At 67.0% G+C, this 26515-nt stretch carries 27 protein-coding genes and 1 pseudogene; 8 read left to right on the top strand and 20 right to left on the bottom strand.

Annotated features, from left to right (window positions below; all coding sequences use genetic code 11):
* The 3 genes and pseudogenes from AWB95_RS05440 to AWB95_RS05430 all read left to right on the top strand — a co-directional run.
* Positions 1–83, top strand: a pseudogene (locus AWB95_RS05440) (type VII secretion protein EsxI); the annotation flags it as partial.
* A gap of 233 nt (positions 84–316) precedes the next feature.
* Entirely contained in the window at positions 317–823 is a 507-nt protein-coding gene (locus AWB95_RS05435; RefSeq protein WP_211279753.1) for a cation efflux transmembrane domain-containing protein, read from the top strand.
* Between the two features lie 358 nt (positions 824–1181).
* Entirely contained in the window at positions 1182–1946 is a 765-nt protein-coding gene (locus AWB95_RS05430; RefSeq protein ID WP_062539137.1) for a GAF and ANTAR domain-containing protein, read from the top strand.
* Positions 1947–2024: 78 nt separating this feature from the next.
* Here the strand turns inward: AWB95_RS05430 and AWB95_RS05425 are convergent, their stop codons facing one another.
* The 4 genes from AWB95_RS05425 to rplS form a co-directional block, all read right to left on the bottom strand.
* Positions 2025–2330 carry a DUF2469 domain-containing protein gene (locus tag AWB95_RS05425; RefSeq protein ID WP_012393608.1) on the bottom strand — a complete coding sequence of 102 codons (306 nt, stop codon included), beginning with the start codon at positions 2328–2330 and terminating at the stop codon, positions 2025–2027.
* 5 nt (positions 2331–2335) lie between these two features.
* A complete protein-coding gene (locus AWB95_RS05420) occupies positions 2336–3076 on the bottom strand; it encodes a ribonuclease HII (RefSeq protein WP_062539138.1) in 741 nt (246 codons plus the stop codon).
* A 2-nt stretch (positions 3077–3078) separates the two neighbouring features.
* A complete protein-coding gene (gene lepB / locus AWB95_RS05415; RefSeq protein WP_099539701.1) occupies positions 3079–3852 on the bottom strand; it encodes a signal peptidase I in 774 nt (257 codons plus the stop codon).
* A 133-nt stretch (positions 3853–3985) separates the two neighbouring features.
* Positions 3986–4327, bottom strand: coding sequence for a 50S ribosomal protein L19 (gene rplS / locus AWB95_RS05410; protein ID WP_045381050.1), 342 nt, complete (start codon positions 4325–4327; stop codon positions 3986–3988).
* Between the two features lie 348 nt (positions 4328–4675).
* Here rplS and AWB95_RS05405 point away from each other — a divergent pair, with 348 nt between their 5' ends.
* Positions 4676–5593: a serine hydrolase gene (locus tag AWB95_RS05405; RefSeq protein WP_062539140.1), complete on the top strand. Its 918-nt coding sequence runs from the start codon at positions 4676–4678 to the stop codon at positions 5591–5593.
* A 65-nt stretch (positions 5594–5658) separates the two neighbouring features.
* On the opposite strand, the gene trmD is transcribed toward AWB95_RS05405, so the two are convergent.
* The 5 genes from trmD to AWB95_RS05380 form a co-directional block, all read right to left on the bottom strand.
* Positions 5659–6336 carry a tRNA (guanosine(37)-N1)-methyltransferase TrmD gene (gene trmD / locus AWB95_RS05400; protein ID WP_062539141.1) on the bottom strand — a complete coding sequence of 226 codons (678 nt, stop codon included), beginning with the start codon at positions 6334–6336 and terminating at the stop codon, positions 5659–5661.
* A gap of 2 nt (positions 6337–6338) precedes the next feature.
* A complete protein-coding gene (rimM, locus tag AWB95_RS05395; RefSeq protein ID WP_062539142.1) occupies positions 6339–6860 on the bottom strand; it encodes a ribosome maturation factor RimM in 522 nt (173 codons plus the stop codon).
* 5 nt (positions 6861–6865) lie between these two features.
* A complete protein-coding gene (locus AWB95_RS05390) occupies positions 6866–7108 on the bottom strand; it encodes an RNA-binding protein (protein ID WP_003878715.1) in 243 nt (80 codons plus the stop codon).
* Between the two features lie 8 nt (positions 7109–7116).
* Positions 7117–7620 carry a 30S ribosomal protein S16 gene (rpsP, locus tag AWB95_RS05385; protein ID WP_062539152.1) on the bottom strand — a complete coding sequence of 168 codons (504 nt, stop codon included), beginning with the start codon at positions 7618–7620 and terminating at the stop codon, positions 7117–7119.
* Positions 7621–7750: 130 nt separating this feature from the next.
* Positions 7751–8170: a nuclear transport factor 2 family protein gene (locus tag AWB95_RS05380; RefSeq protein ID WP_062539143.1), complete on the bottom strand. Its 420-nt coding sequence runs from the start codon at positions 8168–8170 to the stop codon at positions 7751–7753.
* Between the two features lie 20 nt (positions 8171–8190).
* Between AWB95_RS05380 and AWB95_RS05375 the strand changes: the two genes are divergently transcribed.
* A complete protein-coding gene (locus AWB95_RS05375; RefSeq protein ID WP_085167762.1) occupies positions 8191–9060 on the top strand; it encodes a D-alanyl-D-alanine carboxypeptidase family protein in 870 nt (289 codons plus the stop codon).
* 179 nt (positions 9061–9239) lie between these two features.
* Positions 9240–9632, top strand: coding sequence for an STAS domain-containing protein (locus AWB95_RS05370; protein ID WP_232315570.1), 393 nt, complete (start codon positions 9240–9242; stop codon positions 9630–9632).
* A gap of 4 nt (positions 9633–9636) precedes the next feature.
* Here the strand turns inward: AWB95_RS05370 and AWB95_RS05365 are convergent, their stop codons facing one another.
* The 6 genes from AWB95_RS05365 to AWB95_RS05340 all read right to left on the bottom strand — a co-directional run bounded on the left by AWB95_RS05365 (position 9637) and on the right by AWB95_RS05340 (position 17627).
* Positions 9637–10245 carry a TetR/AcrR family transcriptional regulator gene (locus AWB95_RS05365; protein ID WP_062539144.1) on the bottom strand — a complete coding sequence of 203 codons (609 nt, stop codon included), beginning with the start codon at positions 10243–10245 and terminating at the stop codon, positions 9637–9639.
* A gap of 2 nt (positions 10246–10247) precedes the next feature.
* Complete coding sequence (locus AWB95_RS05360) at positions 10248–12023, bottom strand: N-acyl-D-amino-acid deacylase family protein (RefSeq protein WP_062539145.1); 1776 nt, start codon at positions 12021–12023, stop codon at positions 10248–10250.
* A gap of 55 nt (positions 12024–12078) precedes the next feature.
* Positions 12079–13680: a serine/threonine-protein kinase gene (locus AWB95_RS23925; protein WP_062539146.1), complete on the bottom strand. Its 1602-nt coding sequence runs from the start codon at positions 13678–13680 to the stop codon at positions 12079–12081.
* A gap of 37 nt (positions 13681–13717) precedes the next feature.
* Positions 13718–14785, bottom strand: coding sequence for a metal-dependent hydrolase family protein (locus AWB95_RS05350; RefSeq protein WP_085167760.1), 1068 nt, complete (start codon positions 14783–14785; stop codon positions 13718–13720).
* Between the two features lie 4 nt (positions 14786–14789).
* Positions 14790–16319: a signal recognition particle protein gene (gene ffh, locus AWB95_RS05345; RefSeq protein ID WP_062539147.1), complete on the bottom strand. Its 1530-nt coding sequence runs from the start codon at positions 16317–16319 to the stop codon at positions 14790–14792.
* Between the two features lie 81 nt (positions 16320–16400).
* On the bottom strand, positions 16401–17627 hold the full coding sequence (locus AWB95_RS05340; RefSeq protein ID WP_062539148.1) for a class I SAM-dependent methyltransferase: 1227 nt from the start codon (positions 17625–17627) through the stop codon (positions 16401–16403).
* Positions 17628–18114: 487 nt separating this feature from the next.
* On the opposite strand from AWB95_RS05340, the gene AWB95_RS05335 reads away from it, so the two are divergent.
* On the top strand, positions 18115–19023 hold the full coding sequence (locus tag AWB95_RS05335; RefSeq protein ID WP_085167758.1) for a PPE family protein, SVP subgroup: 909 nt from the start codon (positions 18115–18117) through the stop codon (positions 19021–19023).
* A gap of 67 nt (positions 19024–19090) precedes the next feature.
* Positions 19091–20293 (top strand): PPE family protein, encoded by a 1203-nt coding sequence (locus AWB95_RS05330; RefSeq protein WP_085167756.1) that lies wholly within the window; start codon positions 19091–19093, stop codon positions 20291–20293.
* Positions 20294–20360: 67 nt separating this feature from the next.
* Here the strand turns inward: AWB95_RS05330 and AWB95_RS05325 are convergent, their stop codons facing one another.
* From AWB95_RS05325 to ftsY, 5 genes are all read right to left on the bottom strand, one after another.
* On the bottom strand, positions 20361–20639 hold the full coding sequence (locus AWB95_RS05325) for a PE family protein (protein ID WP_062541410.1): 279 nt from the start codon (positions 20637–20639) through the stop codon (positions 20361–20363).
* 277 nt (positions 20640–20916) lie between these two features.
* On the bottom strand, positions 20917–23364 hold the full coding sequence (locus tag AWB95_RS05320; RefSeq protein WP_085167754.1) for a [protein-PII] uridylyltransferase: 2448 nt from the start codon (positions 23362–23364) through the stop codon (positions 20917–20919).
* A gap of 36 nt (positions 23365–23400) precedes the next feature.
* Positions 23401–23682, bottom strand: a complete 282-nt coding sequence (locus AWB95_RS05315; protein ID WP_238600932.1) for a P-II family nitrogen regulator — start codon at positions 23680–23682, stop codon at positions 23401–23403.
* The gene (locus AWB95_RS05310) at positions 23609–25129 is read right to left on the bottom strand and encodes an ammonium transporter (protein WP_180276020.1); all 1521 of its coding nucleotides are present in this window, start codon (positions 25127–25129) and stop codon (positions 23609–23611) included. Before AWB95_RS05310 ends, AWB95_RS05315 begins: the two co-directional genes overlap by 74 nt.
* A 132-nt stretch (positions 25130–25261) precedes the next feature.
* Positions 25262–26500, bottom strand: coding sequence for a signal recognition particle-docking protein FtsY (gene ftsY, locus AWB95_RS05305; protein WP_085167752.1), 1239 nt, complete (start codon positions 26498–26500; stop codon positions 25262–25264).
* Between the last annotated feature and the right edge of the window lie 15 nt (positions 26501–26515).

The following is a 26515-nucleotide window of genomic DNA, read 5'->3' as shown; positions in this document are numbered from 1 at the left end:
CCAACGCCCACGGCCAAAAAGTCCAAACCGCCGGATCCAACATGGCCAGCACCGACTCCGCCGTCGGCTCCAGCTGGACCTAATACACCCGCGGTATTGGCACGCAATGGCAAGCCGTGCCAAAACCCACCGCCGCGCCACGACGCGAACCCTCCTGAACGGCCAATGGACGATCTCGGCTTGTGCAAGCTGTATGTGAGACTGGCTCTGATGAGCCACCTCGACGAGGTTGCGCGCCGGTCTCTGCTTCAGCGTGGATTTGCCCTGGAATATGCCACCCTGGCATGGAATGGGGTCGGCATCGTTTGTCCTAGCGGTGGCTGCTATCGAAGCCAAATCGGTGGCGCTGGCTGGGTTTGGTCTGGACTCGCTGATAGAGATTGGCGCCTCACTGGTCGTGATCTGGGAGCTCTCCGGAACCGGAGAGGCCCGTCAACGGTTCGCCTTGCGGCTCATCGGCGCCGGCTTCGGGGCGCTAGCGGTGTATCTGCTCGTGCAGTCAACGATGGTGCTAGTTACAGGCTTTCATCCCGAGCACTCGCGTTTAGGCATAGCTTGGACCGCGATCACTGCAGCGGCGATGTTCGCGCTCGCATCCGGTAAGACTCGAACCGGCGCCACCCTGGGTAATCCAGTGCTTATCGCGGAAGGCCGGGTAACTGTCATCGACGGCTTCCTGGCCGCGGCAGTGCTGCTCGGCCTCCTACTCAACAGCCTCATCGGCTGGTGGTGGGCTGACCCATTCGCCGGCTACCTGCTCGTGGCCTACGCGCTGCGTGAGGTCAGGGAAATTTTCTTCACAACGACGGCGGCGCATCACTGACTCCAACGCACGCAGGCGGACCAACCCAACTAAAAAACAGCCGCCGACCGCGGCAACGAAGGACATGCATGCGAAGCCATCCTGAAGAGGTAGCGAATGCGGGGCGGAGCGATCCGACGAAGACCCCCGCGGTGACTTTGCCGGGCAGCGCTCAGGTAGGGACGTCGACGACCGGGATCAACGACGGCACCATTGGTGACGCGGGCGCGGAGCCGGAAAGGCAGAACCGAAACTGACAAGGATTCCTTGCCAGCCGCCGCATCCGCAATCGCGGCATCCTCTGAAGGCACCTGTCAACCGGGTATAGCGTGGGATCCGACGCACCCGGTGGGCGGGAAGCGCCTGAGATGAGGACACCGTGGCAGACGAAGCACAAACCGGCGCGGAGGGATCGGTCCAACCCGTCAAGGGAGATCCTGCGACGGTGTTCGCCGCGCTGGCCGAGATCATCTATCAAGGCTCGGACCCTGCCGAGTTGTATGCGGCCCTCTGCATCGCCGCGACCCTGGTCGTACCCGGCTGCGACCACGCCAGTCTGCTGACGCGCCGCGGCGAGCGCTACATAACCGTCGGCGCCAGCGACCGCATCGCCAAACGCATCGACGACATGGAGCGCGACGCCGGCGACGGGCCGTGCGTCGACGCCATCGAAGAAGAAGCCCCCCAAATCGAGACCGACCTGACCAGGCCGTCCCAATGGCATAACCTGGCCGCCCGGCTGGTCGCCGAGACGCCGGTGCGCGGGGCGATGGGGTTTCGGATTCTGATCGATAAACGCAAAGCCGGCGCGTTGAACCTGTTCAGCGACACCCCCAACCGCTTCAACAACGAATCGGCCGAGCAGGCCATCGTGCTGGCAGCATTCGCCAGCGTGGCCATCAACGCGATTGCGCAGGGAGAAGACGCCGCCACCCTGCGTCGCGGGCTGCTGTCCAACCGGGAGATCGGCAAGGCAGTGGGCATGCTGATGCTGCTGCACGACATCTCCGAGGACGAAGCGTTCGACCTGCTGCGCCGCAACTCTCAGGAGCTCAACGTCAAACTCGCCGACGTGGCGCGAACGGTCATCGAAAACCGCGGCAAGCTTCAATTCGGCGACGACGAGCTGGCGCTGGGCCGCTGAGTCCTGCGGCGGCGACCCGCCGCGCCCGGCTTCACCGCGCTTGCGATCGCCGCTGAGTCCTGCGGCGGCGACCCGCCGCTACTCGGGTAGCCGCAGCTCGGGCTTTTCCACCTCTTCGATGTTCACGTCTTTGAAAGTGACCACCCGCACCTGCTTGACGAACCGGGCCGGCCGGTACATGTCCCACACCCAGGCGTCGGCCAATCGCAGCTCGAAGTACACCTCGCCGTCGGCGTTGCGCGGCACCATCTCCACGCTGTTCGCCAGGTAGAACCGCCGCTCGGTTTCCACGACGTAGCTGAACTGGCCCACGATGTCCTTGTATTCGCGGTACAGCGAGAGCTCCATCTCGGTTTCGTACTTCTCGAGATCTTCGGCACTCATTGCCCTCAGCCGTCCTTCTGCTCGCCGTTCTGGTCCCATCTTCCTCCATCGGGCTCGCCGGGCTTGCACTCGGCCACCACGCGGGTACCCGATTCGGTTGCCACCCGACGGACATTGATGAAGGAAAAGCGGTGCTGGGAGCATGGGCCCAACTCGGCCAGCGCCGCCGAGTGGGCCGGGGTGGCATAGCCCTTGTGCTCGGCGAACCCGTAGCCGGGATGCTCGGCATCCATCGCCACCATCAACCGGTCGCGGCTGACCTTGGCCAGCACACTGGCGGCCGCGATACAGGCCGCCGCGGCATCGCCGCCGACCACCGGCAGCGACGGCACCGGCAGCCCGGGCACCCGAAATCCGTCGGAGAGCACATAGCCGGGGCGCACCGGGAGCCCGGCCACCGCACGCCGCATCCCCTCGATGTTGGCCGCGTGCACACCGCGCCGGTCGACCTCGATCGACGGGATGAACACCACGTGGTAGGCCAGCGCGTACCGGCGGATCAGCGGGTACAGCTTCTCCCGCGTCTGCTCGGTGAGTTTCTTCGAATCGTCCAGGGCCGCAAGGCTTTCCAACCGGCCCGGACCCAGCACGCAGGCCGCGACCACCAGCGGGCCGGCGCAGGCCCCCCGGCCCACCTCGTCGACCCCGGCAACCGGTCCCAGCCCGCTCCGGTACAGCGCCGACTCCAGGGTGCGTAACCCTGAGGACTTACGAATCACCGTTCGCGGCGGCCAGGTGGTCGCCATGACTACCGATTCTGCTGAGGATTCACCGAACCGACACCACCCCACCGCGACGGCGGCCACACAATGAACCTGGCCTTACCGATCACGTTTCTCACCGGGACGGTTCCCGACATCGGGTCACCGGTGCACAGCAGACCCTTCATCGCGTCGGCCGGGACGCTGGTGCAGTGGGCGCGGGAATCCGCCGAGTGGGTGCGGTTATCGCCCATCACCCACAGCCGGTCGGGCGGAACGGTGACCGGCCCGAACTCGTTGCCCAGGCACGGGTAGACCGACGGATCGGCCATCATCGTCGCCGGATCCAGATAGGGCTCGTCCAGCCGCGTGCCGTCGACAGTCAGACCGGTGTTGGCGCGGCACTGCACGGTCTGGCCCGCCACCGCGATGACCCGCTTGACCAGGTCATTCTCGTCGGGCGGCACGAAGCCGACAAACGACAGCGCGTTTTGCAGCCAGCGCACCACGGGGTTGTCGGACCGGATCGACTTGTAGCCGACGTTCCACGACGGCGGTCCCTTGAACACGATCACGTCGCCCGGCCGGGGCGAGCCGAACCGGTAGCTGACCTTGTCCACCATGATGCGGTCGCCGACGCAGCCCGAGCACCCATGCAGTGTGGGCTCCATCGACTCCGACGGGATCAGGTAGGGCCGGGCCACGAAGGTCAGCATGACGTAGTAAAGAACCACCGCGATCGCCGACAGGATCGCGACTTCCCGCAGCGCGGCACGCTTCTTACCGTGCGGCTCTTCCGGGGTTTCCTGGGTCTGCGGCATGGACGCCGCGGGATCGCGGGTAGCGACGTGTGGCTCGCCCGGACCGGACTCGGGTTGGCTCTCCGGCGACGAGTCGGTGGTGTCGGTCACCAGATCAGCGTAGCCAGGGCGAGGTGCGGCAGCTGCGGCACACTCAGCGCTTCTCCTTGATCTTGGCCTTCTTGCCGCGGAGCTCGCGCAGGTAGTACAGCTTGGCGCGACGGACGTCGCCGCGGGTCACGACTTCGATGTGGTCGACGTTGGGCGAATGCACCGGGAAGGTGCGCTCGACGCCGACGCCGTAGCTTTCCTTGCGCACCGTGAATGTCTCGCGGACGCCGCCGCCTTGGCGGCGGAGCACCACACCCTTGAACACCTGGATGCGCTGCTTGTTGCCCTCGATCACCTTGACGTGCACGTTGACCGTGTCGCCGGGGCCGAAAGCCGGGATGTCGTCGCGCAGCGACGCCTTGTCGACGAAGTCCAGCGTGTTCATGGCGAAGACACTTCCTTGCGGTTCGCGGCTGGCGATTCGACCAGGCATGTAGCGGTCAACCGAGCCGATGGGTTGGGCATCTGGGCGCATCTCGCAGCAGGCGGGGCGCAGCCAGCCGGCCGGCAACTGCTGGAGACAACTGGTCAATTGTGCCAGACCGCCCGCGCGGGAGTGAAATCACATAAAAACGCCGCTCAGCGTGGCCGTCTCGGCTGGGTGCGGATGGTACATATGAACGGGGTCGAACCACACGAACCGGAAAGTCACACGTTAATCTGACGGATCGGGCGGATGGCGGTTGCGGCGAGCCCCGAATCAGTCATTTCTCGGTAACCGGTGAGGAGACGCATGCGAGCGCGGCCCCCGATGCTGCTCATTGCCACCGCGGTGGCGACGCTGCTGGTGGCGGGCTGCGAAGCCAAGGTCTACGGCGCCTCCAACACAAGGTTCCCGGAACACCGGACGAGCCGGGTCGCGCCGCTGGTGCAGGCGATCGTGCCGCCCGAATTGCCGTTGGCAGAGCCGGCCGCCGCGCTGAGCGGGTTACCGGCCCGCATCCAGCAGGCCACCGACGAGGCCGCCGAGAAGGGCGCCACGATCTCGGTAGCGGTGTTCGACCGCGCCAGCAACCAGATGTTCTCCAACGGCAGGGACCACCTGATCGGCATCGCGTCGGTGGCCAAGCTGTTCATCGCCGACGACCTGCTGCTCTCGGAGTCCCAGGGCAAGATCCACCTGTCGTCCGAAGACCGCCAGGCACTCGACTCCATGCTGCGTTCCTCCGACGACGGCGCCGCGGAGAATTTCTGGGCGCAGGGCGGCGGCGAGTCGATCATCACCGAGGTCGCCGGCCGCTACGGGCTGACCTCCACCACGCCGCCCAGCAGCGGGCGCTGGTGGGACACCATGAGTTCGGCCTCCGACCTGATCCGCTACTACGACATGCTGCTGGCCGGCTCCGGCGGCCTTCCCGCGGAGCAGGCCGACATCATCGTCAAGAACCTTGCCCAGTCCACCCCGACCGGCATCGACGGCTACCCGCAGCGGTTCGGCATCCCCGAGGGCTTGTACGCCGAGCCGGTCGCGGTCAAGCAGGGCTGGATGTGCTGCATCGGCAGCGACTGGATGCACCTGTCGACCGGAATCGTCGGCGCCGACAGGCGCTACATCATGGTGATCGAGTCGCTACAGCCCTCCGACGACGCCACCGCGCGGGCCACGATCACCCAGGCGGTCAAGACAATGTTCCCGCAGGGCCGGATCTAACGGGCGAGCAGACGCAGAATCGCACGAATCCGCTTCGCTGAGTGCGATTCTGCGTCTGCTCGCGCCTACTGCAACAGGTCCGGGCGGCGTTCGCGGGTGCGTTGCTCGGCGGCTTGTCGCCGCCACTCGGCGACGCGGGCGTGGTCCCCGGACAGCAGCACGTCGGGCACGTCGAGCCCGCGCCAGGTCGGCGGCCTGGTGTACGACGGGCCTTCCAGCAGGCCGCTGGAATGCGAATCGTCTTGGTGCGACAGCGGATTGCCGATGACCTCGGGCAGCAGCCGGACCACTGCCTCGATCATCACCAGCGCCGCCGATTCTCCTCCGGGCAGCACGTAGTCGCCGATCGAGACCTCCTCGACCCGCATCCGCCGAGCGGCGTCGTCGACGACCCGCTGGTCGATGCCCTCGTAACGACCGCACGCGAACACCAGATGCTTCTCGGTGCTCCACCGCTGCGCGGTCGCCTGAGTGAACAACGCGCCGGCAGGGGTGGGAACAACGAGAAGTGAAGCAGGCGAACAGATTTCGTCGAGCGCCTCACCCCAAACCGGTGCTCGCATCACCATTCCCGGGCCACCTCCGTATGGAGCGTCGTCGACCGAGCGGTGCACGTCGTGGGTCCAGCGGCGCAGGTCATGCACCCCGAGCTCGACCACACCCGATTCGATTGCCTTGCCCGGCAACGACTGTCGTAGCGGGTCCAGGTACGCCGGGAATATCGTGATGACGTCGATGCGCACTGCTACTGCCCCAGTTCCAACAGGCCCTCGGGCGGATCGATCTCGACGGTGCCGGTCTCCAGCGACACCGTCGTCACGATCGCGCCGACGAACGGCACCAGCAGCTCGCCGCCGTCGCCGCGGCGAACCGCAAGCAGCTCACCGGCGGCGGTATGCAGCACCTCGGCGATGGTGCCGATGTCGCTGCCGGACGTCGTGCGCACCCGAAGGCCTTCCAGCTGGTGGTCGTAATAGGTGTCGGGCTCGTCGATGAGCGGTAGGTCCGCGGAGTCGATGACCAACAGGCTGCCGCGCAGCGTGTCGGCGGAGTCGCGATCGGTCACCCCGGCGAACCGGACCAGCAGCTTCGCGCCGTGATCGCGGGCGGTGTCGACGGTGTAGCTGCGCTCGCGGCCGTCAGATCCCTTGGCCCGCAATACCGTTCCCGGCGCGAACCGGGTGTCGGGTTCGTCGGTGCGAACCTCGACGACGACCTCGCCGGTGACGCCGTGCGCCTTGGCCACGCGCCCGACCACCAGGTCCATGACTGCTACTGGTCGGTGTCCACCACGTCGACGCGGATCCCGCGACCACCGATTCCGGCGACCAGGGTGCGCAGCGCGGTCGCGGTGCGCCCACCTCGCCCGATCACCTTGCCCAGGTCGTCGGGATGGACGTGCACCTCGACGGTCCGGCCGCGCCGGCTGGTGACCATGTCGACCCGGACATCGTCGGGGTTGTCCACGATCCCGCGGACCAGGTGCTCGACGGCGTCGACGACGACGGTGCTCATGGCTGGGGTCAGCTTTCGGCTGCCGGCTCGGCCTGCTCGCCGGCGGTGTCGGTGTCGGCGACGGGCTCTTCGGACTTCTCGGCCTGCTCGTCGGCCTTCTCGGCCTTGGCGGCCTTCTTGGCCGGGGCTTTCTTCTTCTTCGGTGTCGCCGCCTCGGTGGTGGGCCCACCCTCGGCGGCGGCCAGCGCGGCGTTGAACAGCTCGAGCTTGCTCGGCTTGGGCTCGGCGACCTTCAGCTTGCCCTCGGCGCCGGGCAGCCCCTTGAACTTCTGCCAGTCACCGGTGATCTTCAGCAGCTTGAGGACCGGCTCGGTGGGTTGGGCTCCCACCGAAAGCCAATACTGCGCGCGCTCGGAGTCGATCTCGATCAGGCTCGGCTCTTCCTTGGGGTGGTAGCGGCCGATGACCTCGATGGAGCGGCCGTCGCGCCGCGTCCGGGCGTCGGCGACGGCGATGCGGTACTGGGGATTGCGGATTTTGCCAAGCCGGGTGAGCTTGATCTTCACAGCCATGAATTGCTCCTGTGGTGTCACGCTGCAATTCAGCGATCCGGGCGGGATGCCGAGATCCGGTTTTGCCTCGCGTGTGCAGCCGCCCATTGTGCCAGAGGCCGCTGGTCCGGAGGAAATCCAGCCGGCAGCCTCAGGGCCGGCGGTCGAAGCACTTGGTCTCGACGCGCCGGCTCATCCGCCAGCCGTCGGCGGTGCGGACGAACTCGTCGTCGTACCACAGACCCAGCAGCATCGTGCTGGGCGCCTCGCCGCCGAACACCATCGGGTTGAAGCAAAAGGTGCGCGCGGTGGCGGTGTCGCCGTCGATGCGGATCGACGGCAGTCCCAGCATGTGGGCGTAGTTGGCGAAGTTCGGCAACACCTCCGCCAGCCAGGCCTTGACCTCCGGATAACGGCCGACGATTCCGTCGAAGGCGCTGTAGTCGATGTGGGCGTCCGGGGTGAACACTGCGTCCAGGTCGTCGAATCGGCGGGTATCGATCGCCGTCGAGTAATCCACCAGCAGCTGCTGGATCTCCAACCTGTCAGAGATCTCGGCTTGGCTCAGCATGCCGGTTAGGCTAATCGCCCATGCGAAGGCTTCTGGCCGCAGTCGCGGCTTTTCTCGCGGTCGTCGGATGCACTGCAACGGCGGCCGCCGATACCAGCGTGCAGCCGGTCGGCTCGGTGCCCATCCCCGACGGGCCGGCACAGACGTGGATCGTCGCCGACCTGGACAGCGGACGGGTGCTGGCCGCCCGCGACGAAAACGTCGGCCACCCACCGGCCAGCACCATCAAGGTGCTGTTGGCCCTGGTCGCTCTCGACGAGCTGAGCCTGGACTCCACGGTGGTGGCCGACGAGAGCGCCACGCATGTCGAGTGCAACTGCGTGGGCGTCAAACCCGGCCGCACCTACACGGCTCGTCAGCTGCTCGACGGCCTGCTGCTGGTGTCGGGCAACGACGCCGCCAACACGCTGGCGCAGATGCTGGGCGGCGCGCAGGCCACCGTGGCCAAGATGAATGCCAAGGCCGCGTCGCTGGGCGCGGTGAACACCCACGCGGCGACCCCGTCGGGCCTCGACGGCCCCGGCGGCTCGGGCTCCTCGACCGCCCACGACCTGGCCGTCATCTTCCGGGCCGCCCTGGCCAACCCGGTGTTCGCCCAGATCACCGCCGAGCCGTCGGCGACATTCCCGGGCGACGGCGGCGACCATCAGATCGTCAACCAGGACGAACTGCTGTACCGGTATCCCGGCGCCATCGGCGGCAAGACCGGCTTCACCAACGCCGCCCGCAAGACGTTCGTCGGCGCCGCGGCCCGCGACGGCCGCCGGCTGGTGGTCGCCATGATGTACGGGCTGGTACACGAGGGCGGTCCGAGCTACTGGGACCAGGCCGCGACCCTGCTGGACTGGGGCTTTGCCCTCGATCCGCAGTCGGGCATCGGGACGCTTTAGGATCGGTGCGCTAATCTACCAATGCCGTGGCATTCTGTTCGGCAGATGTCGAATATGGCTTCCGCGGCACCGCGCCGACACCCGCCGGCGCCGTTCACTTGTGGGTTGAGCTCACAGCCCTTGCCAGCATGCCGACGTCGCGAACAGGCCGCACAGGCGCGCGCAAGGAACGAGGATCGATGATGGCCGAACACCACCACGCCGCAGCGGGTTCTCCTGCTCAACCCGACGACTTCAACGTCGACGAGAAGTGGGCAGATCAGGTCGTCGTGTTGTCGGTGGGCGGCAGTGTGGACATGCTCAGTGCGCCGTGGCTGACCGACGCCATTGAATCCGCACGCGCCAAAAGCCCCACCGGGATGGTCGTCGACTTGTCCCGGGTCGAGTTCTTGGGCTCGGCGGGCATCAGCGTGCTGGTCGCCGCCCACGAAAACATCGGCGACTCTGGCAAGTTCGCTGTGGTCGCCGACGGACCGGCCACCCACCGGCCGCTCACCCTGTTGGGCCTGGGCGAGATCATGTCGCTGTACCGCACCCTGGACGACGCGCTGAGCGCACTCGCCGACCGGTAACGCCTTAGCCCGGCCCGGCGTCAGGGGCATACATTCCGTTCAGCAGCGACGCCAGCAGCCCGATGCGCTGCGCTTCGATGTCGGGTTGCGGCAGCACGGCCCGAACCAGGGCGGCACCGTCGAACGTGTTGGTCATCACCGCGACCAGAGCCGGGAAAACGTCGTCGGGGATGCTGTCGGCCCCGGGCAGTGCGCGCCCGGCGTCGTGGATCTTGGAGCCGTACTCCTGGAGGACTTTCTGCAAAGTGGCTTTGAGTTTTTCGTCGGTGCGTGCAGCGACCATGAGTTCATACATCACGGTATTGGTGGAGTTGGCGGTGAGGTCACGCAGGATGGTCAGCGCTGCCTCCAAAACCGGCTTGTCGCTGGGTATTTCGATAACCTTCTTGCTGAATTCACCGAGCTGGCGGCGCATCACCTCGTAGGCGGTCGCGGCCATGAAGTCGCCCATGGTGTCGAAGTGCCGAAACAATGCGCCCACAGAGACGTTGGCGCGCTTGGTGATTACTGCAGCCGATGCACGCGCGTAGCCGACTTCGGCGATGGTCGCGATGCTGGCATCCAGCAGCCGCGCGACTGTCTCCTCGCGGCGCTGCTGCTGAGTTCTGGCCATCGTCAGACCCGCTGCAGTTGGCGCGCACCGGCGCGCAGGAAACGCCCCGACTTGACGGTGCTGCCGTACCCGTCACGAAATTGCCCGTTGCGGAACACCACAACACCACCGACACCGGTGGCGACGACGGCCGCGTCGTTGCGGTTCACCATGCGGCGCAGCCCGCCGTAGAACGGCACCTCTTCCTCGTAGTAGCCGTCCACGGATTCGTCGAGACCGGCCGGGTCGATTACCGCGAAATCCGCTCGGCCGCCCTCGCGTAAGGTGCCCGCGTCGAGTCCGAACCAGTCGGCCACCTCGGCGGTCAGCCGGTACACGGCGCGCTGCACGGTGAGGAAGGGCACGCCGGTGCGGCTGGCGTCCAGCGTGCGCTTGAGCAGCCGCACCGGGTAGTTGTAGAAGGCCATGTTGCGCAGATGCGCTCCGGCGTCCGAAAACCCCATGTGCACACTGGGTTCGGCGGCCAGCTTGTCGAGTTGTCGAGGGCGGTGATTGGCCAGCACGGTGGTCCAGCGCACGTTGCGCTCGCCGTTGTCGATCAGTACGTCGAGGAATGCATCGAGCGGATGCAGGCCGCGCTCGTCGGCGATCACCCCGAAGCTCTTGCCGATCAGCGCCTCATCCGGGCATTCCACGATCACGGCGTCGTGAAAGTCACGGTGCCACAACGACGCACCCAGCTTGCGGCGGTCGAACTCGCGGCGGAACCTGCGACGATATTCGGTGTCGGCGAGCAGTTGGTTGCGCTCGAGCTGGTCGCGCAGATGCAGCGCCGCGGTGCCCGCGCCGAACTCCTCGAAAACCGGCAGGTCGATTCCGTCGGAGTAGACCTCGAACGGCACCGGGAGGTGTTGGAACCGCACGCTGGAGCCCAGGACGGCGTTGAGCAGCCGCGTGAGCGGGCCGAAGATCGTTGCCGAGCCCGGCATCGACTTGGAGTCCGCCGAGACCAGCAGGCTCATCCGAACGCCCTTGCGCCGCCCGAACATTCGGCTGCTTGACAAGAAGAACAGCAGCCCGGTCAACGGGTTGTCCACGTCGGGTGCGCTCTGCAGAATCCGGCCGCGCCGGCGCAGCACGCCGATCAGCTTGCGGCGTTCGCGCCAGGTCGCAAACGTCGACGGCAGCGCCCGGGAGCGGTACCGGTCGCCATCGAGTTTGTCGATCGCCGCGTCCATCCCCGACATACCCAACAGACCGGCGTCGAGGGCCTCGTCGAGCATGGCCGCCATCCGGTCCAGTTCGGTGTCCGTGGGCCTGACACGGTCATCGGTGGCGCGGCCCAGACCGAGCACCGCGGTGCGCAGATCCGAATGCCCCAGCAGCGAGCCGACATTGGGGCCCAGCGGCAGTTCGTCGAGCGCCCGGACGTAATCGGTCGGCCCCGACCACGTCTTCTTGGCTTCCAGCGCGCCGAGGACGAACTTCCGCGGCACCGCCTCGACCCGGCTGAACAGATCGGCGGCATCCTCGGAGCTGGCATAGATCGTCGACAGCGAGCAGTTGCCCAGCAGCACCGTGGTGACCCCGTGCCGCACCGACTCCCGCAGCCCGGGATCCAGCAGCACCTCCGCGTCGTAGTGGGTGTGCACGTCGATGAAGCCGGGCACCACCCACTTGCCGGCCGCGTCGATCACCTCGCCGCAGCCGGTCTCGTCGAGCCGCCCGGCGGACACCACGGACACGACGCCGTCGCGAATGCCCAGGTTGCGGACCTGCGGCGGGGCGCCGGTGCCGTCGAACCACAAACCGTCGCGAACAATCACGTCGTACGTCATAGCGGCCGACGCTAGCAGAGATAGCGAGTACTTACAATCTTTTTGTGCGGGCTGGTCAGCGGCCTGGCGTCGGCGCCGCGGGGCTTTCGGTGGATGGCGCGGCCGGGGTCGTCGTGGATGGAGCCGGATTGTCGGTGGCCGGCCCCGGGCCCGGGATAGTGATGTCCGGCGGCACAGCACCGACCCGTCCGGCCACCGCCGGGATTGTGATCCGACCGCCCTGCTGGCCACATTCGTTGGTCTCGACGGTCACCGTCATCACGCCGCGCAAGGGACCATGAGCCTGCGGTTGCAACGACAACACCTGCGTCGTGGTCTCGCTGTCCGCCGCTCCCCTCGGCCCGATGCAGGGGAACCGCAGCGTTTCGGGCCGCGATTGCCACGCGCCCTGGCGGAAGTCCAGCGTGAGTGTGCCGGCGGGATTGCTCGCCGTGCGGTGGTCGTTGTCGTCGAGTTGTGTTCCGGCGGCGACACATCCGGTGGAGGTGCACCAGGAACGGAATGCCCACCATGTGGTCACATCGGGCGGTTGCGGGTCCGGGTTGTCGTTGAACGTCTGCTGTGAGCGGTTGATGTCTACTTGGTAGGTGCCGTCGAGCATCTGGTCCCGAGCGGGCATGACGGGGGCGGCGGTGGTCGTAGGGACCGCGGCCGGCACCCGGACCACGCTTGGCGGGACGGCCTGAGTGGCGGTCGGGTGGTGCTTGCGGCCGATCAGGAAGCCGGCCAGCAGGCCCGTCACCAGCAACACAACCGCGGCGGCCGCCGCCCCCAGCAAAAGCCACGGCCGGTTGCGTTTCGCCGGTACAACGTCCGGTTCGGGCTCCGAGTCGTCGGGGTAGTCGACGACGGCGAGGGCGGCATCGGGGCTGCGCTCACCGGTCCAGCCCCCGGCCCGCTCGATGAGTGCCGCGGCGAAGTCGCTGCACCGGCCGAATCGGTCTCCCGGGTTCTTGGCCAGGGCGGTGGCCAACACGTCGTCGAGCGGCGCCAGTTCGGGGCGCCGCGCGCGAAGTCGCGGCGATGCGGCACCGGGCTGCTGGTCCGGCGGCGCACCGGTGAACAGGTGATAGGTGGTGGCGGCCAGCCCGTATTGATCGGCGCGGCCGTCGATGTCGGCGCTCGTCAGTTGTTCCGGTGCCGCGTAGCCAGGCTGACCGGGTCGTCGCGTTATCCCGAAGTCGGTCAACAGGATTCGCTGCTCCCCCGCTTGGGGGTTGGTGAGCAGGATGTTGCTGGGTTTGACGGCGCGGTGCAGGAGCCCGCGCCGGTGTGCGTAGTCGAGCGCGCTCGCGACGGCCGCGACGATCGCGAGCACGTCACCGGCCGGCATGCCGGCCGGATGCCGCTCGGTGACGAGCTGGGCAGCGTTGATCCCGTCGACGTAATCCATCGCAACCCACAGCCGGCCGTCGAACTCGCCGCGATCGTGCACGTCGACGATGTGCGGGTGGTACAGCGTCGTCGCCGCCTCCGTCTCGCGGGTGAACCGCTCACGGAATTCGGTGTCGGCGGTGAGCGCCGCGGGAAGAACCTTGAGGGCGTCGTAGCGGGTCAGAGCGGGGTGCTGCGCCAGATACACCTCGCCCATCCCGCCGAAGCCCAGCATCCGAACAATGGTGTATCCAGCAAACGTCGTGCCGGCGGCCAACGACATCCCTCGATGCTAACGGCCGATCCCCGACCGCGCCGGGTCAGAACACCCGGCCGCGCAGGATCACCAGGTCCGGCCGGTTGAGCACGGCCGCACCCTGACGCGGATCGTCGGTGTAGCACAACAGATCTGCCGAGGCGCCATCGTCCAGACCTGGCCGGCCCAGCCAGCGCCGGGCCTCCCAGCACGCTGCGCCGAGCGCCTCCGTCGGGGTCATCCCGATGCCTTTGAGCGCGTCGACCTCGTCGGCGATGCGCCCGTGGGTGATGCCGCCGCCGGCGTCGGTGCCGGCGTAGATCGGCACGCCGGCGTCGCGCACGACACCGAGTCGCTGCCGGCCGCGGGCATACAGGTCGCGCATATGGTTCGCGTAGACCGGGTAGCGCGAGGCCTTCTCGGCGATGCCGGGGAAGTTCTCGAGGTTGATCAGCGTCGGTACCAGCGCGGTGCCGTGCTCGACCATCAGCTCGATGGTGTCGTCGGTGAGCCCGTAGCCATGCTCGATGCAGTCGATGCCGGCTTTGATCAACCCGGGCAGCGCGTCCTCACCGAACACATGCGCGGTGACGCGGGCGCCGTGGGCGTGCGCGGTGTCGATCGCGGTCTTGAGCACCTTGTCGGACCACAACGGCGCCAGATCACCGACCTCGCGGTCGATCCAGTCGCCGACCAGCTTGACCCAGCCGTCGCCGCGGCGGGCCTGCTCGGCCACCGCCGCGGGCAGCTGCGATTCGTCGTCGAGGTCGATCGGCAACCCTGGGATATAGCGCTTCGGTTTGGCCAGATGCCGTCCGGCGCGAATGATCCGGGGCAGATCGTCGCGGTCGTCGAGGCTGCGGGTGTCGATCGGTGAACCGCAGTCGCGCAGCAGCAGGGCACCGGCGTCGCGTTCGGCCTCGGCCTGACGGATCGCCTCGTCGAGCTCGACGGCGCCGCCGGGGCCGACGCCGACATGACAGTGCGCGTCGACGAGCCCGGGCAGGATCCAGCCTGTGTCGAAGACGGTCTCGGCGCCCGCGACCGGTTCGGCGCTGAGCTTGCCGTCGACGATCCACCACTGCACGGACTCGCCGTCGGGCAGTCGGTTTCCGCGGACGTGGAGCCGCATGCGGCTATTTCTTGCCGGGGAAGTTCAGCTTGGACAAGTCGAGATCGGCCAGGCCGGGAGGCAGCTCGTCGAGGCCGGCCGGCATTTGTGACAGGTCGGGGAAGCCGGCGGGCAGCCCGAGCGGGCTGCGTTTTGGTGTCGGGCCGCGCTTCTTGCCCTTCTTGCCCTTACCACCCTTGGCTTTTCGAGTCGCCGACTTGCGGCCGAGCCCGGGTATGCCCATGCCGCCGACCATCGACGACATCATCTTGCGGGCCTCGAAGAAGCGGTCGACCAGCTGGTTGACCTCCGAGACGGTCACCCCGGAGCCGTTGGCGATCCGCAGTCGGCGCGAGGCGTTGATGATCTTCGGGTCGGCGCGCTCCTCGGGTGTCATTCCGCGGATGATCGCCTGCAGCCGGTCGAGTTGTTTGTCGTCGACGGCTGCCAGCGCCTCCTTCATCTGGCCGGCGCCGGGCAGCATGCCGAGCAGGTTGCCGATCGGTCCCATCTTGCGGATTGCCAGCATCTGCTCGAGGAAATCCTCCAGCGTCAGCTCGCCGGTCCCGATCTTGACCGCCGCGGCCTCGGCTTGTTGCGCGTCGAAGACCTGCTCGGCCTGTTCGATCAGGCTCAGCACGTCGCCCATGCCCAGTATGCGGCTGGACATCCGGTCCGGGTGGAAGACGTCGAAGTCTTCCAGCTTCTCCCCAGTGGAGGCGAAAAGTATTGGGACACCGGTCACTTCGCGGACCGACAGCGCGGCACCGCCGCGCGCGTCACCGTCCAGCTTGGTCAGCACCACGCCGGTGAAGCCGACACCCTCGCGGAACGCCTCGGCGGTGGTGACGGCGTCCTGGCCGATCATCGCGTCCAGGACGAACAGCACCTCGTCGGGGTTGATGGCATCGCGGATGGCGGCGGCCTGCGCCATCATCTCCTCGTCGATGCCCAGCCGCCCGGCGGTGTCGACGATGACGACGTCGAAGTGCTTGGCCTGCGCCTCGGCGAGACCTTGAGCCGCGACGGCGACCGGGTCACCGGGGCCGCTTTCCGGCGACGCTCCCGGGTGCGGCGCGAACACCGGAACCCCGGCACGCTCACCGACGACCTGCAGCTGGTTCACCGCGGCCGGCCGCTGAAGATCGCAAGCCACCAACAGCGGCGTATGGCCCTGATTGCGTAACCACAAGGCCAGCTTGCCGGCCAGCGTCGTCTTACCTGAGCCCTGCAAGCCGGCCAGCATCACCACGGTCGGCGGGGTCTTGGCGAACCGCAGCAGCCGGGTCTCGCCGCCCAGGATGCCGATCAGTTCTTCGTTGACGATCTTGACGACCTGCTGCGCCGGGTTGAGCGCCCCGGAAACCTCCGCGCCCTTGGCGCGCTCCTTGATCCGGTTGACGAAGGCCCGTACCACCGGCAGCGAGACGTCGGCTTCCAGCAGTGCCAGCCGGATTTCGCGGGTGGTGGCGTCGATGTCGGCGTCGGTCAGCCGGCCCTTGCCACGCAGCCCCTGAAGGGCACCGGTCAGCCGGTCGGACAGCGATTCAAACACGCCGCCATGCTAGCCGGGCGATGACGAGCGCCGGCACGACGCAACAATCGCGCCAGACCCGCGACGCGGGATGGCAAACGCCTAAGCAGGTGAGCGCGTATTGATTGCCATCGCAACAAAATCGAGACGCCACAGCGACTGGAATAGCTTCCGGCCAAATGTCTCGCGGTCGATGTCGCCGACTTGGCCCCACTCACTCTGCGCCGCCACGCATTCGGCGATCTCTCGAATCGTGCGTCGGCCGTCGACGTACTGTACAAACGCCGACTGAATCGGGCTCAGGCGCATGCGCGCCCCGGGCCAAAAAATGTCGCTGCCGGAGAAACCGCACCTGGTGCGCATCAGCGGAATGTAATCGAGCGCCCCGGCCGTCCGAAAATCGATTGTGTAACTCTCTTTTGGTCGGTCGGGCCGACAGGCAATGAAAAAATGGCAACCGTTCGACGTCTGCAGGCGCTCCATGACCGACCAGATCCGTTCTTCGGGCAACGTGTCTACGGTCGCATGGAACTTGCTTTTCTGAACCAGCAAGTCGTGCGGGTAATACGGCGCCTTGTGAAACCAGCCCTGGAATTCCAAGCCGGCTGACGCGACCAAGTCGATACATTCTTCGACGGTATAACTACGTGCTCTACCATGCAGGAACGTGTCCACGAAGGCGGCATCGGACTGCAGATCTCGCGCTAGCTTGAGATAGCTTTGGGCGGGATGGTCCGCGGGCAGCAGTGAAAGAGTTTCTTTGACTATTTGTATCGACGCGTCGTCCTGAACCAGTCCCAGGTCGCGAAAGACCGATTCCAGCAAATCGACGCCGAGCCGCCCGTACTTTGCATAGAGCATGACACCCATAGCGCCATACTGTCGCAAGCAGTCGGCGATTGCGTTCATGCCAGTAAGCGGATCCGCCATGTGATGTAATACGCCTGTCGATACCACCAGATCGAAATCGCGGCCCAGGCTCGGCAGGTCTTCGATCGGCATCAGACGCAAATCCAGATTCGACAGCCGGTGTTTTTCTTTCAGATATTTCTGGTGCTCCAGTGAGGACTGGCTGATGTCGACTGCCAGCACGTTCGCATTGGGATTGTTGTAGGCAAAAACCGCCGCCTGGTTAGTGCCACAGCCCGCAATCAAGATGTCGAGATCGGGCTTGTATTCACGGTCCGGCCATAAAACGCGGTGCGCGTGCAAAGGGTCGAACCACTCCCAGTGCCCGGCCGTCCACTCCTCGAGGTCCTGGATCGGAGGCGGGTAGCTCCACCGCTGGTACTGGCGGCCGACCGCATCGGAGCGCGGGTCATCGTTCACGTCAGCGGTGACCCCCTGTCGGTGAGAGGCAACGTCGGTTGATCCCCACAATGGCGCCGGCATGGCCGGGTGGCTGGCTTGGTTGCGATGACCGTACCCGGCCCGAGACGGACGGGCGCCGGCTCCGAGGATGCACGGCGGGCTCGGGGTGCCCGCCACACCGGCGCCGGACCCGGCTGGGACAACTTGGTAACACGCTTTTAACGCTCTGGCCTCCGGTCTGCGTTGATTTTAATGGTGGTGAGCATTCGGTAATCTGTCTGCCTTATAAATGGTGAGAATTTTTTAACAGGCCAGTTACCCCCTCCGGCCGGCCCCCACAAACGAACTGTTAAAAGTTGGCCCGCAGACGTTAAAAGGTCATTAACCCGCTTTGCCGTGGGCCGACAGTTAAGCAAAATAGCGGTGGATCCATTGCCAGACCGCCACACACTCAACTCATAGTCGGCTCCTGAAAGAGTCGATTTATTTTGCTCGGGAGAAATACATGGTGTTCGTGAAGACGGTGCCTGAAGCGATCGCCGCAGCCGCAGCCCAGCTCGAGGGCATCGGCAACTCGTTCTCCGCCGAGAGCGCGGCGGCGGCGCCTCCCACCACAGCCATCCCACCCGCGGCCTCCGACGAGGTGTCAATGCTGCAGGCGGGCGTGTTCTCGACGTACGGCCAGCTCTACCAGTCGGTCAGCGCCCAGGCGCACGCCGTTCACCAGCAGTTCGTCAACCTGCTGGGAACCAGCGCCGGCTCGTACGGAGAGACCGAGGCGGCCAATCAGGTCGCGGCCGCCTCGACGCCGCTGCAGGGAATGGGATCGCTGTTCGGAGCGTCGTCGGCCGCGTCGGCGGCCCCGACACAGTCGACCGGGCTCGGCGACATATTCGAAAACCTCGCCAACATGCTCGGTTCGTCGTCGAACCCGTTCAACAGCAACATCGCCAACCTCGGCAACATCCAGGTCGGGAACTGGGCGTCGGCGGCATCGGACCTGATCGGCATGGGCGGCGGCGGTCTTCTCACCGCGCTACCCGAGGAAGCCGCCGCCGACATCGGGGGCGTCGCGGCCGGCCTGGACGGAGCCGTCTCTCCGGCGGCCGCCGGCGGAGTCGGCGGCCTCGGCGGGGCGCCGGCGGTGCTGGCCGGGGTCGGCCAGGCCTCAGCCGTCGGCGGCCTGTCCGTGCCACCCAGCTGGGCAGCCGGAGTCCCGGGAGCGAGCACGCCCGTCACATTTGCGGCCCAGAACTGGACCACGGCCGCGCCCCACGCAGGAACGGTGACCACCATGCCGGCCGGCATGCCGTCGGTCGCCTCGGCCGGTCGCGGCGGCTACGGCTTCGGAGCACCGCGCTACGGCGTCAAACCCAAGGTCATGCCGGCAATGCCCAAACCGACGGTTACGTAAGGATTTGCGACGGCCAACGGCGGCCGGGTTTACCAACTAGGTCAACTGAGGGACGGGATTCAACGAGATGTTCTTTGACTTCGCAGCGCGACCGCCGGAGGTCAACTCTGCGCTCATGTACGCCGGGGCCGGGGCCGGCCCGCTGATGGCCGCCGCGTCGGCGTTCAGCAGCCTGAGCTCGGAACTGAGCTCCAACGCGGCTTCCTACGAGGCGGTGATCTCCCAGCTCGTCGGCTCGGAGTGGCTTGGACCGTCATCCGCATCGATGGCCGCCGCCGCCCAGCCGTACATCGCCTGGCTGAACACCACCTCGGGGCAGCTGCAGGAAGCGGCCGCCAAGGCGATGGCGTCTGCGGCAGCGTATGAGACGGCGTTCATGGCCACCGTTCCACCGCCGGTGATCGCCGCCAACAGGGCGCAGCTGGCGGCGCTCGTCGCGACGAACATCCTGGGGCAGAACACCCCGGCGATCATGGCGAACGAGGCCATGTACGCGGAGTTCTGGGCGCAGGACGCCGCAGCGCTGTACGGCTACGCGGCCACGTCGGCGGTGAACGCGCAGGTGTCTCCGCTGACCCCGCCGGCCCAGAACACCAACCCGGCCGGAGGGGGCCTGCAAGCTGCCGCGGTCGCCGACGCCGTTAACAGCAATGCGGCGTCGACGGGCCTGAGCGGGCTGCTCGGCAACCTCACCAACGCGCAGGGGGCGCTCGCCAACCCACTGAGTGCGGTGACGTCGAACGCGAGTTCCGGAACGTCGATCTGGCAGGGTCTCAACGACCTCCTCGGCGTGCCGATGGTGTCGAACTCCATCAACTCCGCAGATGTCACAGCGTCGTGGTGCGCGATGATGACCATCTCTGCCGCAGCGACCCTGGGCCACTTCATGGCCAACGCGCCGGCGGGTGTCACGGTCGGCGAGGTCACGCCCGTCGGGGCCGGCGTGGGCATGGGCATGACGCTCGCAGGTTCGGCGGGTCCTGCTACCGGCGGTTTCGGTGCGCCGACGGTGCTGGCGGGAATGGGCTCGGCATCCTCGATCGGCAGCGGACTGTCGGTGCCGGCCAGCTGGTCTGCGGCAACCCCCGCCGGTACCGGCGCCACGCTGGCGGGCACAGGCTGGACGGCGGCCGCCGAAGAGGCGGGCGAGGTGACGGCTCTGCCGGCCGGCATGCCGTCGGTCGCCTCGGCCGGTCGCGCGGGCTACGGCTTCGGGGCGCCGCGTTACGGCGTCAAGCCCACGGTGATGCCCAAGCAGGTGCTCGTCTGACGAGCACCACGGCAAAGGCTGCGGTCACCGCGAATCCAGCGGCAACCGCAGCCTTTTAGCTGACCGCCTAGCTGTCGGCGACGTCAGGCGCTGGCTGCGTGGCAGCGCCTGCAGCCAGGATGCCCACAAACATCTCGTGCATCGCCCGGGCTTGGGCGCTGACCGCCCGATAGGCCTCGCCGTGCAGTGCGAACTGCGTCGCCATCAGCGCCGATACCTCGTCGGTGGCCGCCGGGGGCAACCCGGCCGGCGGGGCGGCGATGGCCGCCTCCAGAGCCTGCAGGGCCGCGCCCCTGTCTTGCAGTTTTGTCAGCGCCGCCGCCAACCGCTCCGGCTGTATGGCCATATCGAACTAACCTTTCTCGACAAATCCACCAGAAAATGGGCCGGCCACTGCGGCGACTGCCCATTCGTCGTTCATTAGTTTTCCCGACACATCGGCCGAAGAACAGGTTCACAACGGCTTTTTAACGGCCGAGTCCGAACCTTTAACACATTTCCTCCGAACATGACGACAACATGAAGAACTTAACAATTCCGAAACATTTGATATGGCCACCCCAGTCGCCAAAAGTGGCAAATTCACATGCGCGGCGCTCTTTCGGAATCGGCGCCCGCATTTCCTAACCCGCGCGGTCGACGGGTCTGTCGGCTGCGCAGCGCAACTCGGCGAGCAGGTCCCGCTCGATCGCGGCTCGCAGCTCCGGGACGTCCCCGGCGTTCCCGTTGGGCAGCACGATGCAGAACACGTCGTCGACCATCGAGCCCCGAGTGGTCACTTTCGCCCAAACGATATCGGCCCCGGCGCGCTCTAACGTGCCGGTGAGCCGGGCGAGCAAGCCGGCGCTGTCGGTGGCGCGAACTTCGATGACCTGCCTGCCGGCCGTGCCGTTGAACCAGACAATGCGTGGCTGGGCGGTCGAATCGTGGACGGGGACTGCGGTCGGCACGTCGCGGACAGGGCTGCGATGCGCTTCGCTGTCGCGCTTTCCGAGCATGCCGAGGACATCGAAATCGCCGGCAAGCGCTCGAGCGAACTGCTGACGCAGCAGGTCGGCCGAGGCCGGAGAGCCGAAGTGCGGCGACACCACGAATTCGTTGATTGCGGCGCCCTCGTGGATGTTCACCGATGCGGAATGCACCCGCAGCGAATTCAGCGCCAACACGCCCGCTGCTTTGGACAACAGGCCGCGCTGGTCCGGGGCGATCATCGCCACGTGGTAGCTGCGCCGGCTGCTGCCGCGCCGCAACTCCACGTGCACCCCGCGGTCCGCCGCCAGCGAAAGATATTCGGGATCAATCGGATCGGCGTGCGGCAGCGGCATCCCGGCCATCACCAGCCGGCAGCGCCGGACCAGGTCGCCGACCAGCGACGCCTTCCAGTCACTCCACACCGCGGGCCCGGTGGCCAGTGCGTCGGCTTCGGTCAGCGCATGCAACACGTCCAACAGCACCGGATCACCGCCGAGGGCCCCGGAGACGGTGGCAATGGTGTCCGGGTCGTTGAGGTCGTGGCGGGTGGCCGTCTTCGCCAGCAGCAGATGGTGCAACACCAGCTTCGAGAGCATCTCGACGTCGGATGGCCACATACCCAGCCTGGTGCCGATCTGCGTTGCCAGCTTGGCGCCGATGACGCTGTGATCGGTGCCCCGGCCCTTGCCGATGTCGTGCAGCAGTGCGGCAAGTACCAGCAGGTCGGGGCGCGCTACTCGGGTCGTGAAAACCCTTGCGCGCACGGCTGTTTCGACCAGGTGCCGGTCCACGGTCCAGATATGGACGACATCATGGGGCGGAAGGTCGCGGACGGCCTCCCATTCCGGGAACAACCGGCCCCACAGCCCGGTGCGGTCGAGCGCCTCGATGGTTGCCACCATGGCTGGTCCCGCCGCCAGCAGGACCAAGAGGTTGTCGCACGCCTCACGCGGCCACGGCGTGCGCAGCTCGGGCGCGGTGTCGGCCAGCCGGGTCAGGGTGGACGCCGCGATCGGCAAGCCGGTGACGGCCGACGCGGCGGCAACCCGCAACACCAGGGCGGGATCGCGTTCCGGTCGCGCGTCGCGGGCCAGAACCACTTCCCCGGCGTACTCGACCACGCCCTCGTCCAGCGGCCGTCGCAGCCGCGGCCGCATGGCCGACATCCCGCGCCGCGGTAGCGCGTTGGCGGCGGTGCGCAGGCCGGCGTCGACCCGGTAGCTGATGGTCCGGGCCATGTCGGAGAGCGTGCGGGCCAGGTCGTACCTGTCCCCGACGTGCAACGCGGCGCTGATCTCGTCGGCGTACTGGGCCAACAACAGGTCATGACCGCGCCCGGAAACGCGGTGCAGCTCCGTGCGGACGTCGAGCAGGGTGAGGTACGCCCCGGTCAGCGAACCGCTATCACGGTCGGCGAGCTGGGCGACGGCCAGTGCCTCCAGCAATTGGACATCGCGCAGCCCGCCGCGACCGCACTTGAGGTCGGGTTCCGCACGGTGCGCGATCTCGCCGCTGCGGCGCCATCGCGACTGGGTGGCTTCGACGAGTTCGCCGAAGCGAGAGCGGATTTCGGCCCGCCACTGCCGCCGCACGCCATCGACAAGCCGCGCCGACAACTTCTCATCACCGGCGATGTGGCGTGCATCCAGCATGGCCAGGCCCGCGGCAATGTCCGCGCCGGCAACCCGCAATGCCTCGGCAACCGTACGCACGCTGTGGTCCAGACGAATGTTGCTGTCCCACAACGGATACCACAACTGCTCCGCGACCTGACCGACGGTGTCTGCGGCCATCTCATCGTGGACCAGCAGCAGGTCCAGGTCAGAATGCGGCAGCAGCTCGCGACGGCCCAGTGAACCGGTCGCGATGACCGCAAAACCGCTCCCGGCCGTGATACCGATTTCGATTGCTTTGGCGGACAGCCAGAATTCGTGCAGCTCCCCCCACGCTTGGCGCAGCGCACCCGAATCCATTTGGTCTGATGCGCTGGCGAGCAGCTGAGCCCTGGCAGCGGATAAACCTGTTGCGGCAGAGTTATTTCCACCTGAGGCGGTGTCCGGCCGGAATGCCCCGGGTGAATCTGGGCCACGTGGTGTCATTACTGCCCAGGTCGGGTCAGGTGCTCACGGGCCATATCAAATCGCATCCACCCCGCGCTCGCCGGTGCGTACCCGCACAACGGTTTCCACCGGGCTGACCCACACTTTGCCGTCGCCGATCTTGCCGGTGCGCGCCGCCCGCACGATGCTGTCGACGACTTTGTCGGCGGCGAAGTCGTCAACCAGGACCTCGATGCGCACCTTCGGCACGAAATCCACCGAGTACTCGGCACCCCGGTAAACCTCAGTGTGACCCTTCTGCCGCCCGTACCCCTTGACTTCGCTGACCGTCATCCCCAGGAGCCCCAGCTCCTCCAGGCTGCGCTTGATATCTTCCAGCGTAAACGGCTTGACGATCGCGGTAATCAGCTTCATTTCTTTGTCCCTCTGCTCCCTCGATGCCGTGATGTGCAGGAACCGAACTGGCGACAACCGCGAAGTCGTAACCGCTCTCGGCGTGCTGAGCTTCGTCGATGCCCGAGGCTTCATCCTCCGCGTTGAGGCGCAGCCCGATGGTGAATTTCACGACCAGAGCCAAGATAGCCGTGCCCACAGCCGAATAGGCAAGGACACTGCCCGCGCCGATGGCCTGCCGCCACAGCTGAGCGAAACCGCCGCCGTAGAACACGCCCGGCGACACTCCCGAGACTCCGGCGATGGCAAGGGACTCCGGCGCCGCGAGCAGGCCCACCAGCAATGTGCCGACGAGACCCCCGACCAGATGCACCCCGACCACGTCGAGGGAGTCGTCAAAGCCGAATCGATACTTCAGCCCGACGGCCAGTGCGCACGCGACCCCGGCCACAAAGCCGATTGCCAACGCGCCCAAGACATTGACCGACGAACACGACGGGGTAATCGCAACCAGGCCCGCCACGATGCCCGACGCTGCGCCCAGCGACGTCGCGCGACCGTCGCGGATGCGCTCGGTCAGCAACCAGGCGAGCATGGCCGCGGCTGTCGCGACCGTGGTGGTGATGAACGTCGAACCGGCGCCGCCGTTGGCGCTGGTGGCCGAACCGGCGTTGAAGCCGTACCAGCCGAACCACAGCAGTCCCGCCCCCAGCATGACGAAGGGCAGGTTGTGCGGCCGCATCGGAGTTGCGGGCCAGCCTCGGCGCTTGCCGAGGATGACGGCCAGCACCAGGCCCGCCACGCCGGCATTGATGTGGACGGCCGTCCCGCCGGCGAAGTCGATGGCATGCAGCTTGTTGAGAATCCAACCGCCGTGGGCCGACGCCGCCTTGTCGGCGGCGAACACCCAGTGAGCGATCGGAAAGTACACGACCGTCGCCCACAGTGCGGCAAACAGCATCCAGCTGCCAAACTTCAACCGGTCGGCCACCGCGCCGGAGATCAACGCGACGGTGATGATCGCGAACATCAGTTGGAACGCCACGAAAACCGTTGCGGGCAAGCTACCCACCAGCGGAATCGCAACCGCCGGTGTCGAGCTGGCCGGGTCAGCGGCGACAGCGTTGACGCCGATGAGCCCCTTCAGACCCCAGTATTCGGTGGGATTGCCCGCGACGTTGCCGACGTCGTCGCCGAAGGCCAGCGAATAGCCGTAAAGCACCCACAGCACCGTCACCACGCCCATCGCGCTGATGCTCATCATGATCATGTTGAGGACGCTCTTGGCGCGGACCATGCCGCCGTAGAAAAACGCCAGCCCCGGCGTCATCAATAGCACCAGCGCCGAGCTGGCCAGCATCCAGGCGGTGTCTCCGGTGTCGGGCACCCCCATCGTCGGGAAATGGTCCACGCGTCCAACCTCCTGTCACTGACCTGGTCAAACAATGAGCAGTGGTTGTTTCGGGTCCGACGCAGCGCGGTTTCGCGGGAGTTACAGGGTGCTCACGGGTGCCTATCGAGGCGAGGTCAGCCGGCGGCCGGCTTAACCCAGCAAGGCGTCGACGAACGCGGCGGGTTCGAACGGCGCCAGGTCGTCGGGCCCCTCCCCGAGCCCGACCAGCTTGACCGGCACGCCCAGTTCCTGCTGGACGCGAAAGACGATGCCGCCCTTGGCGGTGCCGTCCAACTTGGTCAGCACGGCGCCGGTGAGGTCGACGACCTCGGCGAACACCTTCGCCTGCGCCAGCCCGTTCTGGCCGATGGTGGCGTCGAGTACCAGCAGAACCTCGTCGACGGCCGCGCGCCGGCTCACCACCCGTTTGACCTTGCCGAGTTCGTCCATCAGCCCGGTCTTGGTGTGCAGCCGCCCGGCGGTGTCGATGACGACGACGTCGGCGCCGGTCGCGATGCCCTTGTCCACGGCGTCGAACGCCACCGACGCTGGGTCGGCGCCTTCGGCGCCGCGCACCACCTCGGCGCCGACCCGGGCGGCCCAGGTCTGCAGCTGATCGGCCGCGGCGGCCCGAAACGTGTCGGCCGCGCCCAGCACGACGCGGCGCCCGTCGGCGACCAACACCCGCGCCAACTTGCCGACCGTCGTGGTCTTGCCGGTGCCGTTGACGCCCACGACCAGCAGCACCGACGGATGGTCGGCGTGCGGCAGTGCGCGGATGGAGCGGTCCAGGTCGGGCCGCAGCTCGCTGATCAGGACCTCGCGCAGCACCGCGCGGGCGTCGGCCTCGGTGCGCACGTTCTTGCTGGCGAGTTGGCTGCGCAGCTTCGCCACCACGGAGGTGGCGACCACCGGGCCGAGGTCGGCGATCAGCAGGGTGTCCTCGACTTCCTGCCAGGAGTCCTCGTCGAGGTCTCCGCCGCCGAGCAGGCCCAGCATGCTGCGGCCCAGCGCGTTTTGCGACCTAGCGAGCCTTCCGCGCAATCGCTCCAACCGGCCCTCAGGCGGCGCGATCGCCTCGATGTCGGGGGCTGCCCTTTGGGGTTCGGGCAGTTCGATATCGGTGATGGTGCGTTTGGGCGCGTCACGCGGAATGGTCGCGTCGTCGCCGACACCAGGCAGCCCGGTGGTGTCGATGCGCTCCGCCGTCGCGGTTTGGCTGAAGGTGATTCCGGACGACGCGGTGTAGCCGCCGGAGCGGTCGAGGGTCTGCTCGCGGGCCGACAGGCTGATCTGCCGCCGGCGGTAGCGGACCAGGCCGAAGACCAGCGCGGCTATGACGACCAGTGCGGCGACAACCGCTATTGCGATCCAGAGGCTTTCCGACACCCCGCCATTGTTCCA

Source organism: Mycobacterium celatum (assembly GCF_002101595.1).
Lineage (GTDB): Bacteria > Actinomycetota > Actinomycetes > Mycobacteriales > Mycobacteriaceae > Mycobacterium > Mycobacterium celatum.
The sequence above is the reverse complement of the archived record's forward strand: the minus strand, read 5'-3'. Positions and strand labels throughout refer to the sequence as shown.